This window comes from Consotaella aegiceratis (assembly GCF_036541425.1).
Lineage (GTDB): Bacteria > Pseudomonadota > Alphaproteobacteria > Rhizobiales > Rhizobiaceae > Consotaella > Consotaella aegiceratis.
The window spans coordinates 27,792-40,384 of sequence record NZ_JAZHFT010000015.1 but is presented as its reverse complement, the minus strand read 5'-3'; the positions used below and the strand labels follow the sequence as shown (position 1 = coordinate 40,384).

The following is a 12,593-nucleotide window of genomic DNA, read 5'->3' as shown; positions in this document are numbered from 1 at the left end:
TCTAGTCGCCGTCCCAGGGGGCGGTGTCGGAGGGAGCCGATGCGGTCTTCTTGCCCGCGCTCTTGGAGGCGGCGACCTTCTTCTTCGGCGCGGCTTTCTTCGGCGCGGCCTTGGTCTCGCTCTCCTCGGCGCCGTTCGCCGTCTTGGCCGTCTTCGACTTCGAAGCCGCAGCCTTCTTGGCCTTCGGCTTGCCCTTGCCGGTCTTCTCGGCGCGCTCGTTGAGAAGAGCGATCGCCTCTTCCAGCGTCACGCTGGCGGGCTCCTTGCCGCGCGGCAGCGTGGCGTTGATCTTGCCGACATTGACATAGGGGCCGAACCGGCCGCTGCGCACGGTGATCTCGCCGCCGAAGTCGGGATGTTCGCCCAGCGTCGCGATCGCCGCGGGCTTGGCCCGGCCGCCACCGCGTTCCTTCTTTTCCGCAATCAGGCTGACAGCCCGGTTGAGGCCGACGGTGAAGACGTCGTCGATCGATTCGAGGTTGGCGTAGGTGCCGTCGTGCTGCAGGAAGGGGCCATAGCGGCCGAGTCCCGCGGTGATCGGCTTGCCGCTTTCCGGATGCGTTCCCACCTCGCGCGGCAGGTTGATCAGCCGCAGCGCCTTCTCCAGGTCGATATCGGCCGGCGCCCAACCCTTGGGCAGCGACGAGCGCTTGGCCTCCTTGCCTTCGCCGCGCTGCACATACGGGCCGAAACGGCCCGAGCGCAGCGTCACCGCCTCGCCGGTGTCGGGATCGATGCCCAGCTCCTGCGGGCCGTCGGAGCCGGCGTCGCCATTGTCGTCCGCGGCCAGGCTCGTCCCGAGCTGCCGCGTGTAGTTGCACTCCGGATAGTTGGAGCAGCCGACGAACGCGCCGTAGCGCCCCAGCTTCAGGCTGAGCTGGCCCGCGCCGCACCGCGGACAGGCGCGAGGATCGGTGCCGTCCTCGCGCGGCGGAAAGACGAGGGGCGCGAGTTCCTCGTTGAGCGCGTCGAGAACGTCGGAGACCCGAAGCTCCTTGGTGCCGTCGACATGGCCGGAAAACTCGATCCAGAAATCGCGCAGCACGTCCTTCCAGGACAGTTCTCCGGCGGAGATGCGATCGAGTTTTTCTTCCAGATCGGCGGTGAAGTCGTATTCGACGTAGCGCTCGAAGAAGTTCTGCAGGAAGGCGGTGACGAGGCGTCCCTTCGCTTCCGGCAGCAGCCGGCGCTTTTCTTCGACGATATAATCGCGATCGCGCAGCGTCTGCAGGACGGCGGCATAGGTCGATGGACGGCCGATGCCGAGCTCCTCCATCTTCTTGATGAGAGAGGCTTCCGAATAGCGCGGCGGCGGCTCGGTGAAGTGCTGCGAGGCCTGAATGGCCTTGCGCGCCAACGCCTCGGCCGGGCTCATCGCCGGCAGCCGGGCCGAATCCTCGTCGTCCTCGCCATCGTCCTTGTGGTCGATATAGGCGGCGATGAAGCCGTCGAATCGGACGACCGAACCGGTCGCGCGCAACAGTGCCGTCTTGCCGCTGCCTTCGGCATCGATCTCCACGGTGGTGCGCTCGATGTCGGCCGACGCCATCTGGCTCGCGATGGCGCGCTTCCAGACCAGATCGTAGAGGCGGAGCTGGTCGCGATCGAGAAACCGCTCGACATCCTTCGGAGCCCGTGCGAAGGCGGTGGGGCGAATCGCCTCGTGCGCCTCCTGGGCGTTCTTGGCCTTGGTCGAGTAATGCCGCGGCTTCTCGGGCAGATAGCGTTCGCCGAAGCCGGCGCCGATGGCCTGGCGCGCTTCGGTGATCGCCTCCGGCGCCATCTGCACGCCGTCGGTTCGCATATAGGTGATGAGACCGACCGTCTCGCCGCCGAGCTGGATGCCCTCGTAGAGCTTCTGCGCCACGGACATGGTGCGCGAGGCGGAAAAGCCGAGCTTGGCGGAGGCCGCCTGCTGCAGGGTCGAGGTGGTGAAGGGCGGTCCGGGGTTCCGCTTGGTGGGTTTCGCCTCGACACTCGACACGCGGAAGGCCGCGTTCTCCAGCATCGTGCGGATGGCGGTGGCGTCGTCGCCGTTGTTGATCGACAGACGCTGCAGCTTCTTGCCGTCGAAGGCGGCGAGATTGGCCGTGAACTCGTCGCCGCGCGGCGTCGCGAGGCGGGCGGCGATCTGCCAGTACTCTTCCGGCTTGAAGCGCTCGATCTCGGCTTCGCGGTCGCAGACCAGACGCAGGGCGACCGACTGGACGCGGCCGGCCGAGCGGGCGCCGGGCAGCTTGCGCCACAGCACCGGCGACAGGGTAAAGCCGACGAGGTAGTCGAGCGCGCGGCGTGCCAGATAGGCGTCGACCAGAGGCTCGTCGATCAGCCGCGGATTTGCCATCGCGTCGGTGACCGCCTGCTTGGTGATGGCGTTGAAGACGACGCGCGAAACCGGCTTCTTGCCGAGCGCTCGCTTCTGCCGCATCACTTCCAGCACATGCCAGGAGATGGCCTCGCCCTCGCGATCCGGGTCGGTGGCGAGAATCAGCGATTCGGATTCCTTCAAGGCCTGGGCGATCTCGCTGAGGCGTTTCTGGGAAGGCTTGGCCACCTCCCAGCTCATGGCGAAATCCTCGTCCGGGCGAACCGACCCGTCCTTGGGAGGAAGGTCGCGCACGTGGCCATAGGAGGCGAGAACCTTGTAGTTCTTGCCGAGATATTTGTTGATCGTCTTCGCTTTTGCAGGCGACTCGACGATGACCAGATCCATATGCGGTGGGTCCCAGACCAGTGGTATGCGGAAAGGCTGATACGTTCGACGGCCGGTGCCGGCAGGTAGCTGCCGTCGACCGCAAGCGCTCACATGGACAGTGCGAGCCGGCCGGTCAAGCCCGATCGCCGATCCGAGCGTTTCACGTATTGCAACCAATCATGCAAATATCCTAAATATTGCAACCTTAAGGTTTATGAGGCTATCGCCGATTGCTCATGAGCCTGCGATCGCCGCGAGGAGCCATGCATACCAGTGACTCGGATGAGGACGAAATTGCAAAACTCGAATATGTTCACGATTTGCTCGATGAGCTGAAAAAACTGGTCGGATCTCGTACGTTGCTCGAATTTCTGATCGACATGGCTCGACAGGAGGCGGTCGCGACAGTCCGGCAACTCAACCTGGATGTCTCAAAAAAGGAGTGAGATGCGACCGTCCAAATGCCGTTCGAGCCGGCCCGCGAGGTCGAGTTCGAGCAGCACCAGCTGCGCCAGGGCCGGGCGCAATCCTGATTGTTCCAGGATCTCATCCACCGCCACGGGGGTGACCCCGAGCAGTTCGACGATTCGGCCGCGATCTTCCTCGGCCGGGTCTTCGTCGGCAATCGCCGCTTCGGGTTCGCTGAGGCTCAATTTCGTCTGCATCGACAGGCGGCCGTCGAGAGGGCGCAGCGCCTCGACGACGTCGGCGGCCTCGGTGACGAGGATGCCGCCCTGCTTGAGCAGCTTGTTGGTGCCGCCGGCGCGAGGGTCGAGCGGCGACCCTGGTACGGCGAAGACGAGCCGCCCCATTTCGGCGGCGAGCCGTGCGCTAATAAGCGAACCCGACCGCTGTGCTGCCTCGACGACGACAAGGCCGAGAGCGAGGCCTGCGACGATTCGGTTGCGCCGTGGAAAGTCGGCCGCGCGGGGCTCCCAGCCAAACGGCATTTCGGAGACGAGGCATCCGTCGGCGCTGTCGACGATCTGGCGCATCAACGGCTTGTTTTCGGGCGGGTAAGGGCGATCGAGACCACCGGCCATGACGCCGATCGTGCCCGAGGCGAGGCTGGCTTGATGGGCCGCCGCATCGATGCCGCGGGCGATGCCGGAGACCACGACGAAGCCGGCGCGGCCGAGCTCTTCGGCCAGTATGCGGGTCAGCTTGAGTCCGGCCAGCGAGGCATTGCGCGCGCCGACAATCGCCACCGCGGGCCGGCTCAGCGATCCCGTCGAGCCCATCACGGCGAGCACCGGAGGCGCTTGCTCGAAGCTGCGCAGGATGGCCGGGTAATCGGGCTCGCCGAGGCAGACGAAACGCGCTCCGAGGCGCACCGCCGTCGCCATTTCGGCTTCCGCTGCCTCCAGACTGGCCAGGCGGATGCGCCGCTTGGCACCGCCGCGTGCGGCCAGATCAGGCAGGGCGGCGAGGGCCGCCTCGGCACCGCCGTAGCGGTTGATCAGCATGCGGAAAGTGACGGGGCCGACATTGTCGCAGCGGATCAGTCGCAGCCAAGCCAAGCGCTGGGCATCCGACAGGCGGAGGCTCGCGGATGCGGCCTCCCGGCCGGTCACCCCTTGGCTCTGATCTTGCCCTCCGTGCCGGCGACCAGGCGGCGGATGTTGGCATGATGCCGAACATAAACCAGCACCGTCAGGCAGCCGGCGAGCCAGGCCGCCTCCGTTTGTCCGGACCAGACGAAGAACACCGGCACCAGCAGCGTCGCGGTAAGCGCGGCCAGAGAGGAATAGCGGGTGATGAACGCCACGGCGAGCCAGACGGCGCCGAAGACGACGACGCCCCAAGGCGCAAAGCCGAGCAGCACGCCGATATAGGTGGCCACGCCCTTGCCGCCCTTAAAGCCGAGCCAGACCGGAAACAGGTGCCCGATAAAGGCGCCGAAGCCGGCTGCGGCGGCCGGCCACACGCCCCACTGCCAGGCGATCAGAACCGGCATGGTGCCCTTCAGCACGTCGGCCACGAGCGTCAGGAAGGCCATCAGCTTGTTGCCGGTCCTCAGCGCGTTGGTCGCGCCGATATTGCCGGAGCCGATCTTGCGGATATCGCCGAGCCCGAACGCCTTGGCGAGCAGCAGGCCCGACGGAATCGAACCGAACAGATAGCCGACCACGAGCGCCACGGTCGGAAGGATCCAGCCGCCGGCAAGCTCGGTCATCGGCGGGCCTCGGGGTCGGGCGTGGCAGAGAAAACGGTGCGGCCGGCCACCAGCGTGCGCAGCACCTGACCCTGAAAGCGCGCGTCCTCGAAGGGGGTGTTCTTGGAACGCGAGTGGATCCGGTCGACGGAAAACAGGAAGGGCGCGTCGAGATCGACCAGGATCAGGTCAGCCACCTTGCCCGGCTGCAGCGTGCCGCGATCGATCTGCAGCAATCGGGCGGGCGCCGATGTCATGGCCTCGATCAGCCGCGACAGCGACAGCGACCCTGCGTGATAGAGCCGCAGGGCAGCTGGCAGCAGCGTTTCCAGCCCGATCGCCCCGACCTCGGCTTCCGAGAACGGATGACGCTTGCCGTCGACGTCGTGCGGGTCGTGGGCCGAAACGATGATGTCGATGGTGCCGTCGGCCACCGCCTCGACCATGGCAAGGCGGTCGTCTTCGCTGCGCAGCGGCGGCGACAGGCGAAAGAAGGTGCGGTATTCGCCGACGTCGTTCTCGTTGAGCGTCAGATGATTGATCGAGGTGCCGGCGGTCACCGCGGCGCCGGCGACCTTGGCCCGGCGAATCACCTCGGCCGACGGTCCGACGGATATCTTGGCGGCATGGTAGCGGCAGCCGGTTAGCCGGGCGAGACGCAAATCGCGCTCCAGCGGAATGATCTCGGCCTCGCGCGGCACGCCGGACAGGCCCAGCCACGAGGCCAGAAGGCCCTCGTTCATGACACCCGCGCCGGTCAGCTGCGCATCCTGCGTCTCGTGCATGACCAGCCCGCCGAAGTCGCTGGCATAGGTCATGATCCGCCGGAGCAGCGCCGGGTTGGACAAGGTTTTGCGCCCGTCGGTGAACACGCGGACACCCGTTTCGGTCAAGAGGCCGATTTCCGTCATCTCCTCACCGGCCAGGCCCCTTGTCAGGGCGGCGGCGGGATGGACATTGACCAGTGCGGTCTCGCGGGCGGTGCGCATGACGAATTCCGCCAGCGCGACGCTGTCGATCGCCGGATGCGTGTCCGGCATCATCAGGAGGCTGGTCACGCCGCCGGCTGCAGCTGCGGCACTCGCCGAATGAATGGTCTCGCGATGCTCGCCGCCCGGCTCGCCGATGAAGACCTGGGCGTCGACGAGCCCTGGCAGGACGGCAAGACCCCGCGCGTCGACAATCTCGGCGCCGTCGGGCGCGCCCTGTCCGCGGGCGTCCGTGCCGGACGCGACGATCACGCCGTCCTCGACGATCACCGTCCCGACTTCGTCGAGCCCGCGCGACGGATCGACGATCCGGGCGTTCTCTATGGCAAGCGGGCGAGCGGTTCCGGTCATCGCGCGGCCTCCGAATGGCCGACGAGGGTTTCCATCACGGCCATGCGGACGGCCACCCCCATCTCGACCTGTTCCTCGATCACGCTCTGCGGACCGTCGGCAATGTCAGAGGCGATTTCCACGCCGCGGTTCATCGGCCCCGGGTGCATCACGAGGGCATCCGGTTTGGCGTGACCCAGCTTCGTGGCGTCGAGCCCGTAATAGCGGAAATACTCCCGCACCGAAGGCACGAACGAGCCCTCCATGCGTTCGCGCTGCAGCCGCAGCATCATCACCACGTCGGCGTCGGCCAGCCCGTCCTCCATGCGGCGGAAAACCTCGACCCCCATGGCCGCGATGCCACTCGGCAGCAGCGTCGAGGGGCCGATGGCACGCACGCGGGCACCCAGCGCGTTGAGCAGCAGGATGTTCGAGCGCGCAACCCGGCTATGCAGGATGTCGCCGCAGATCGCGACGGTGAGCCGGGCGATGCGGCCCTTGTGGCGCCGGATCGTCAGCGCGTCGAGCAGCGCCTGAGTGGGGTGCTCGTGCGCGCCGTCGCCGGCGTTGACCACCGAACATCCGACCTTGCGTGCCAGCAGGGCGACGGCGCCGGCCGCATGATGACGCACCACCAGAAGATCCGGCTGCATGGCGTTGAGCGTCATCGCCGTGTCGATCAGTGTCTCGCCCTTCTTGAGAGACGAGTTGCCGACGGACATGTTCATCACGTCGGCGCCGAGCCGCTTGCCGGCGAGCTCGAAGGACGACTGGGTGCGTGTCGACGGTTCGAAGAACAGATTGATCTGGGTCCGCCCCTTGAGTGCCGATTTCTCCTTCTCGAGGGAGCGGGAGACGGCGACCTTGGCAGCGGCGAGATCGAGCAGCGCCTCGATCTCCTGGGGCGACAAATCCGCAATGCCCAGGAGATGGCGATGCCGGAAAGGCGGGAGGGGGGCGGGCGCGCTCATATTGGAACTTGGCTATAGGAGAAACCACAACGGGCGACAAGCACGATCGAAGCTATCCACACCCGACGCGCATTAACCATGAGCCGGGCTTTCGCTTGCGCCGGGTGAACCGGACGACGACATTGCCGTTTAGGATTTCTTAAGCAATCCGAGGACGGGCCGAATGAAACGACTGCCGAGCACCCTTGCTGCCAGTGCGTGGCTGGGCTTTGCCGGCGGTTTCTGCCTGGTCCAGCTGTTGCAGGTGACGGGGTTGGCGGGCCTTTTGCCGTTCTCGCCATCCCCTGCATTCACGGCCATGCTCGCTACGACCGACGGGGCCGCACCGATCCATCGACTCATCAGTCTCGCGTTGTCGCTGGGTTTGTGCGCGTCGCTCGTCTCGGGTCTCGTGCTGCTTCACGGCAAACGTCGAGGCGCCGAGGCCGGCGGAGAGACGGCGGTCGCCCTTGCGTTCGCCGCCTTGTCCGCCATGGCCCTTGCGACCGCGGTGACCGGTCTCCCCATCGGCCCGTTCCAGCATGCAGGGAGCAGCCTGATCACCGCCTTCGTGGTGAGCTTCGCGGCGCTCGGCTTCGACCATCTGGTCTCCGAACCCGACGGCGAGGAGGATTCGGAGGCGTTTCTCGAGGCGATCTCCACGATCGCCGCCGGCATGGCACGCCAGACGCGGCTCTATACGCAGCCTCGCCATGATTGAGAGGACGGTGCCGCGGTGATTCGAAGCCTTCTGATCTTCTGGCTTGCGCCGGTCGGCTTCTTCTGGGGATGGTATTTCCTGTCGCTGAATGACCTCAGCTTCGGCATGTTCTTCTTTTCGCGGGAGCTGCATGACCGGGTGTTTGCGGTCTACGGCGCCATTTTGGGCGTCGAACCCGCTGCGATCCCCGGCATGGTGGCGGATGCCTTGTTCTACGACAGCTTTCTGGTGCTCGGGTTGGTCGCTTTCCGCAAGCGGCGCGCCATCGTCCAATGGATCAAGCAGCGGCGAGGGGCGCAGGATCAGGAGCCCGCGACGCGGGACAATGCGGCGAGCCTGTCCAACGCCCCCTGAAGGATGAAGGAGGCGGCAGCCGAATCGATTCGCTCGCTGCGCTTTTTGCGCGAAACATCCGCCTCGATCATGCCACGCTCGGCCGCGACGGTGGACCACCGTTCGTCCCAAAGGGCGATGGAGCGGTCGGTGAGCCGGACCAGATTGCGGACGAAGGCGCGCGTCGACTGCGCGCGCGGTCCCTCGCTGCCGTCCATGTTGAGGGGCAACCCGATGACGATCGCGCCGCAACGCTCCTGATCGAGAACCGAGAGCAGGGCGGCGGCGTCCTTGGAGAACTTGGTGCGCCGAATCACCGGGCGAGGCGTGGCGAATCGCAAGCCGAGGTCGGACACGGACAGACCGATGGTCTTGGTGCCGAGGTCGAGCCCGGCAATCACCGTTCCTTGCGGCAAGCCGTCCGGCAGCGCTGAAATGTCCACGAGGCTCATCTGCGATCCTTCCGCGCGGGCCGCCTTGACCGATCGGCTCCCGCCCTCACTTAGGCCATAGGCCGTCAGGCACAGCGGGACAAGGAAGGGACAGTCGTCATGCAGATCACCTATTTCGGCCATTCGGCGTTTCGTATCGAGACCGGTGCGTCGGTCATCCTCATCGATCCGTTTCTGAGCGGCAATCCGCACTTCAACGGCAGCGCTCAGGACGCTTCGGCCGGCGTCACCCATATCGTGTTGTCGCACAGCCACTCGGATCACGTCGGCGATACCGTCGACATCGCGTCGAAGACCGGCGCCAAGGTCGTCGGGACCTTCGAACTCGTGACCTGGCTCAAGGGCAAGGGCGTCCCCAATATCGAACCGCTCAACACCGGCGGAACGGTACGGTTCGACGATTTTTCGGTGACGCTCACCCAGGCCTTCCATTCCTCGTCCAACACGGACGACGACGGCAAGCCCGTCTATCTCGGCATGCCGAACGGTCTGGTGCTGCACTTCACCGACGGGCCGACCGTCTACCACATGGGCGACACCGACATCTTTTCCGACATGGCGATCATCGAGGAACTGCACCGGCCGAAGATCGGCATGGTGCCGGTGGGCGACCGGTTGACCATGGGCGGCGCGGTGGCCGCGCTCGCCTGCCGGCGCTACTTCCATTTCGACACGATCGTGCCGCTCCATTGGGGCACCATGCCGATCCTGGACGCCTCTCCGGCCAAGTTCGTGGAGGCGATGGAGGGCGACGCCCACAAGGTGCTGCAGCCGACGATCGGCGAACCCTTCGAGGTGTGAGGCAGCAGACCGCCAGACCTGCCGCGAGCGCAATTGCGCGAGGTCCGGCCGCCCGCTATAGCGGGACGACCCTCGACGAGACCTTAAAGGAGCATCATGTCCGTCGACATTGATACCGTTCGCCGTGTCGCCCGCCTGGCCCGCATCGCGGTCACCGATGCCGAGGCCGAAGCCATGCAGGGCGAGCTCAACGCCATTCTCGGCTTCGTCGAGCAGCTCGACGAGGTCGACGTCGCGGGCGTCGAGCCGATGACCTCGGTGATCCCCACCGAGATGAAGAAGCGCCAGGACGTGGTGACGACCGGAGAAATCGCCGAGGACGTCGTCGCCAATTCGCCTGCCAGCGACGACCATTTCTTCATGGTGCCCAAGGTCGTCGAGTGATGGGCGCGGGCGAGGTCGTCATCACCGTCGAGACGCCGCTTCAGGACGACGTCGCGCTTCTGGTCGCTGAACTCGATGCGGCGATCAGCGCTCAGGCGCCCGGTACGCCCGACGACTTCAACTTTCGCCTGACCGCCGAGGACATGGCGGGCGCCGATACGACCGTCTGGGTCGCCCGGATCGACGGGCAGGCGGTCGGATGCGGCGCGCTTCGCCTGAAATCGGGTGGCGATTACGGCGAGGTCAAGCGCATGTATGTGCGACCGGCCTTTGCCGGTCGCGGTATCGGTGGCCGGATCCTGGCGACGATCGAAGCGGCGGCGCGCGATGCCGGTGCCGGATATCTGATGCTGGAAACCGACGAGAACTATGGCGCGGCCTGTCGCGTCTACCGGCGGGCGGGCTTTCGACCGCGCGGTGCGTTCGGCGAGTATCCCGACAACCCCTATTCGCTTTTTATGGAAAAGCGGCTGGAAGCGCCTCAGCGCCGTTCCGCCGCCCTGGCTTGAAGCAAAACGAGCACGATGACGGATCTGACTTCCCTTACGATCGCCGAGGCGCGGACCAAGCTCCGGGCCAAGGAGTTCAGCGCCCTGGACCTGACCGACGCCTATCTTGCGGCGATCGACCGGGCCAACGAGATGCTCAACGCCTATGTCGTGGTGACGCCGGACCAGGCGCGCACCATGGCCAGGGCGTCCGACGAAAAGCTCGGCAAGGGCGAGGGCGGAGCACTGGAAGGCATCCCGCTCGGCATCAAGGATCTGTTCGCCACCCAGGGCGTGCACACCCAGGCCGCCAGCCACGTGCTCGACGCCTTCAAGCCACCTTACGAATCGACCGTGACGAGCAATCTGTGGGCCGATGGCGCCGTCATGCTCGGCAAGCTCAACATGGACGAGTTCGCCATGGGCTCGTCCAACGAGACGAGCTATTACGGCCCGGTCAAAAGCCCGTGGCGCCGCAAGGGCTCCAATCTTGATCTGGTGCCGGGCGGCTCCTCAGGCGGTTCGGCCTCGGCGGTGGCTGCCCACCTCTGTGCCGGCGCGACGGCGACCGACACGGGCGGCTCGATCCGCCAGCCAGCGGCCTTTACCGGCACGGTCGGCATCAAGCCCACCTATGGCCGCTGCTCGCGCTGGGGCGTCGTCGCCTTCGCCTCCTCTCTCGATCAGGCGGGGCCGATCGCCCGCGACGTGCGTGACGCCGCGATCATGCTCAAGTCGATGGCCTCGGTGGACGACAAGGACACGACCTCGGTCGACCGACCGGTGCCCGACTACGAGGCGGCGATCGGCCGCTCGGTGAAGGGGCTGAAGATCGGCGTGCCGAAGGAGTACCGGGTCGACGGCATGCCGTCCGAGATCGAGGCGCTCTGGCAACAGGGCATCGCCTGGCTGCGCGACGCCGGCGCCGAGATCGTCGACGTGTCGCTGCCGCACACCATGTACGCGCTGCCGGCCTACTACATCGTGGCGCCGGCCGAGGCCTCGTCGAACCTCGCGCGCTACGACGGCGTCCGCTACGGCCTGCGGGTGCCCGGCAAGGACATCATCGACATGTATGAAAAGAGCCGGGCCGCCGGCTTCGGCCGCGAGGTCAAGCGCCGCATCCTGATCGGCACCTACGTGCTGTCGGCGGGCTATTACGACGCCTACTACCTCAAGGCGCAGAAGGTGCGCACGTTGATCAAGCGCGACTTCGAGACGGTGTTCGACAGTGGCGTGGACGCGCTGCTGACGCCGGCGACGCCGTCGGCGGCCTTCGGCATCGCCGATCAGGAGATGAATGCCGATCCGGTGAAAATGTACCTGAACGACATCTTCACCGTGACCGTCAACATGGCCGGCCTGCCGGGCATCGCCGTGCCGGGCGGGCTGTCGGCGGAGGGCACGCCGCTCGGCCTGCAGATCATCGGCCGCCCCTTCGACGAGGAGACGCTGTTTTCGACCGCTCACGTGATCGAGCAGGCGGCCGGCCGCTTCGAGCCGACGCCCTGGTGGTGAACGGACGGGGTATCTGATGAGCGGATCGGACAAACGAGCGCCTGAAGACTGCACCTCGATGGAGGAACTGCGCGCCGAGATCGATCGGGTGGACGACGCGCTGTTCGACCTCTTTGCCGAGCGCATGACCTATATCCACCGCGCTGCCGAGTTGAAGGCGGGCATCGGCCTGCCGGCCAACATTCCGACGCGGGTGGACCAAGTGGTCGAAAACGCCCGGCGCCGGGCCGCCGCCCACGGGCTGGCCCCGGAGCTCTATGGTTCAATCTGGGAAAAGATCGTGGAAGCGGCGATCGCCGAGGAAGAGCGGCGGCTCAATGGGAAGGCGGAGCAATAGCGGCCATGGACGCGGCGGTCGTCGATTCCGGTCCGTCGACGTTTGCGGCGCTCGCGGCCACCATCAAGAGGTTGGCGTTGGGACAGAACCCGGGAGCGCACGCCGCCTTGGCGCGCCAGCGCAGCCAGGCCCGACACTCCCGCTTTCGCGCGCAGACACGGCAATTTTCAGCCGCGTGCCGCAACATCGGGCCACGCATTAGGGACGCCGTTGAATCGGCGCCGACGGTGCGCATCATGCGAGACAAGAGATGAGGGCGACGGCGCAAGCGCCGAAACAGATCGGACAATACCACGGCCTGTTCCTGTCGAGCATTGCGGATCGGCGAACGATAGTCATTTCGCGTCGGCCGCGGCTTGATCAGAATCAAGCCTGTCGTCGACATGATCATCGGTTCGGCCAAGCGATGCGCTCTTCGTGCCAACGACCTTGAACACCCT

General features: G+C 66.1%; 15 protein-coding genes. 8 read left to right on the top strand and 7 right to left on the bottom strand.

What is annotated here, in order from left to right:
* Position 1 precedes the first annotated feature (1 nt).
* Positions 2-2,713, bottom strand: coding sequence for a type I DNA topoisomerase (gene topA / locus SMD10_RS12150; protein ID WP_331685965.1), 2,712 nt, complete (start codon positions 2,711-2,713; stop codon positions 2-4).
* Positions 2,714-2,958: 245 nt separating this feature from the next.
* On the opposite strand from topA, the gene SMD10_RS12145 reads away from it, so the two are divergent.
* A complete protein-coding gene (locus tag SMD10_RS12145) occupies positions 2,959-3,141 on the top strand; it encodes a hypothetical protein (RefSeq protein ID WP_331685964.1) in 183 nt (60 codons plus the stop codon).
* Here SMD10_RS12145 and dprA read toward each other — a convergent pair.
* From dprA to SMD10_RS12125, 4 genes are read right to left on the bottom strand one after another with little or no spacing between them, the layout of a single operon-like run.
* Entirely contained in the window at positions 3,127-4,215 is a 1,089-nt protein-coding gene (dprA, locus tag SMD10_RS12140) for a DNA-processing protein DprA (protein ID WP_331685963.1), read from the bottom strand. The genes SMD10_RS12145 and dprA overlap by 15 nt on opposite strands.
* 50 nt (positions 4,216-4,265) lie before the next feature.
* Entirely contained in the window at positions 4,266-4,871 is a 606-nt protein-coding gene (gene plsY / locus SMD10_RS12135) for a glycerol-3-phosphate 1-O-acyltransferase PlsY (RefSeq protein ID WP_331685962.1), read from the bottom strand.
* On the bottom strand, positions 4,868-6,190 hold the full coding sequence (locus SMD10_RS12130) for a dihydroorotase (protein ID WP_331685961.1): 1,323 nt from the start codon (positions 6,188-6,190) through the stop codon (positions 4,868-4,870). Before SMD10_RS12130 ends, plsY begins: the two co-directional genes overlap by 4 nt.
* Positions 6,187-7,140, bottom strand: a complete 954-nt coding sequence (locus SMD10_RS12125) for an aspartate carbamoyltransferase catalytic subunit (protein WP_331685960.1) — start codon at positions 7,138-7,140, stop codon at positions 6,187-6,189. Before SMD10_RS12125 ends, SMD10_RS12130 begins: the two co-directional genes overlap by 4 nt.
* Before the next feature lie 163 nt (positions 7,141-7,303).
* Here SMD10_RS12125 and SMD10_RS12120 point away from each other — a divergent pair, with 163 nt between their 5' ends.
* Together SMD10_RS12120 and SMD10_RS12115 are read left to right on the top strand one after the other, a co-directional pair.
* Positions 7,304-7,840: a hypothetical protein gene (locus SMD10_RS12120; RefSeq protein ID WP_331685959.1), complete on the top strand. Its 537-nt coding sequence runs from the start codon at positions 7,304-7,306 to the stop codon at positions 7,838-7,840.
* 15 nt (positions 7,841-7,855) lie between these two features.
* Positions 7,856-8,194 carry a DUF6105 family protein gene (locus SMD10_RS12115; RefSeq protein ID WP_432757229.1) on the top strand — a complete coding sequence of 113 codons (339 nt, stop codon included), beginning with the start codon at positions 7,856-7,858 and terminating at the stop codon, positions 8,192-8,194.
* On the opposite strand, the gene ruvX is transcribed toward SMD10_RS12115, so the two are convergent.
* Positions 8,143-8,625: a Holliday junction resolvase RuvX gene (gene ruvX / locus SMD10_RS12110; protein ID WP_331685958.1), complete on the bottom strand. Its 483-nt coding sequence runs from the start codon at positions 8,623-8,625 to the stop codon at positions 8,143-8,145. The genes SMD10_RS12115 and ruvX overlap by 52 nt on opposite strands.
* A 99-nt stretch (positions 8,626-8,724) precedes the next feature.
* Between ruvX and SMD10_RS12105 the strand changes: the two genes are divergently transcribed.
* The 5 genes from SMD10_RS12105 (at position 8,725) to SMD10_RS12085 (ending at position 12,153) form a co-directional block, all read left to right on the top strand.
* Positions 8,725-9,426, top strand: coding sequence for a metal-dependent hydrolase (locus tag SMD10_RS12105; protein ID WP_331685957.1), 702 nt, complete (start codon positions 8,725-8,727; stop codon positions 9,424-9,426).
* A gap of 96 nt (positions 9,427-9,522) precedes the next feature.
* Positions 9,523-9,810, top strand: coding sequence for an Asp-tRNA(Asn)/Glu-tRNA(Gln) amidotransferase subunit GatC (gene gatC, locus SMD10_RS12100; protein WP_331685956.1), 288 nt, complete (start codon positions 9,523-9,525; stop codon positions 9,808-9,810).
* The gene (locus SMD10_RS12095; protein ID WP_331685955.1) at positions 9,810-10,319 is read left to right on the top strand and encodes a GNAT family N-acetyltransferase; all 510 of its coding nucleotides are present in this window, start codon (positions 9,810-9,812) and stop codon (positions 10,317-10,319) included. Before gatC ends, SMD10_RS12095 begins: the two co-directional genes overlap by 1 nt.
* 15 nt (positions 10,320-10,334) lie before the next feature.
* Complete coding sequence (gatA, locus tag SMD10_RS12090) at positions 10,335-11,816, top strand: Asp-tRNA(Asn)/Glu-tRNA(Gln) amidotransferase subunit GatA (protein ID WP_331685954.1); 1,482 nt, start codon at positions 10,335-10,337, stop codon at positions 11,814-11,816.
* Positions 11,817-11,832: 16 nt separating this feature from the next.
* Complete coding sequence (locus tag SMD10_RS12085) at positions 11,833-12,153, top strand: chorismate mutase (RefSeq protein WP_331685953.1); 321 nt, start codon at positions 11,833-11,835, stop codon at positions 12,151-12,153.
* On the opposite strand, the gene SMD10_RS12080 is transcribed toward SMD10_RS12085, so the two are convergent.
* Complete coding sequence (locus SMD10_RS12080; protein WP_331685952.1) at positions 12,131-12,556, bottom strand: DUF6455 family protein; 426 nt, start codon at positions 12,554-12,556, stop codon at positions 12,131-12,133. The two genes, SMD10_RS12085 and SMD10_RS12080, sit on opposite strands and share 23 nt — an antisense overlap.
* Positions 12,557-12,593: the final 37 nt, after the last annotated feature.

What these genes read in the sequence shown, in the direction of transcription:
- SMD10_RS12130 (WP_331685961.1), bottom strand. Translation starts at nt 6,190, where the DNA reads ATGACCGGAACCGCTCGCCCGCTTGCCATAGAGAACGCCCGGATCGTC.
- SMD10_RS12120 (WP_331685959.1), top strand. Translation starts at nt 7,304, where the DNA reads ATGAAACGACTGCCGAGCACCCTTGCTGCCAGTGCGTGGCTGGGCTTT.
- gatA (WP_331685954.1), top strand. Translation starts at nt 10,335, where the DNA reads ATGACGGATCTGACTTCCCTTACGATCGCCGAGGCGCGGACCAAGCTC.
- SMD10_RS12095 (WP_331685955.1), top strand. Translation starts at nt 9,810, where the DNA reads ATGGGCGCGGGCGAGGTCGTCATCACCGTCGAGACGCCGCTTCAGGAC.
- SMD10_RS12085 (WP_331685953.1), top strand. Translation starts at nt 11,833, where the DNA reads ATGAGCGGATCGGACAAACGAGCGCCTGAAGACTGCACCTCGATGGAG.
- SMD10_RS12125 (WP_331685960.1), bottom strand. Translation starts at nt 7,140, where the DNA reads ATGAGCGCGCCCGCCCCCCTCCCGCCTTTCCGGCATCGCCATCTCCTG.
- topA (WP_331685965.1), bottom strand. Translation starts at nt 2,713, where the DNA reads ATGGATCTGGTCATCGTCGAGTCGCCTGCAAAAGCGAAGACGATCAAC.
- SMD10_RS12105 (WP_331685957.1), top strand. Translation starts at nt 8,725, where the DNA reads ATGCAGATCACCTATTTCGGCCATTCGGCGTTTCGTATCGAGACCGGT.
- SMD10_RS12145 (WP_331685964.1), top strand. Translation starts at nt 2,959, where the DNA reads ATGCATACCAGTGACTCGGATGAGGACGAAATTGCAAAACTCGAATAT.
- plsY (WP_331685962.1), bottom strand. Translation starts at nt 4,871, where the DNA reads ATGACCGAGCTTGCCGGCGGCTGGATCCTTCCGACCGTGGCGCTCGTG.
- gatC (WP_331685956.1), top strand. Translation starts at nt 9,523, where the DNA reads ATGTCCGTCGACATTGATACCGTTCGCCGTGTCGCCCGCCTGGCCCGC.
- ruvX (WP_331685958.1), bottom strand. Translation starts at nt 8,625, where the DNA reads ATGAGCCTCGTGGACATTTCAGCGCTGCCGGACGGCTTGCCGCAAGGA.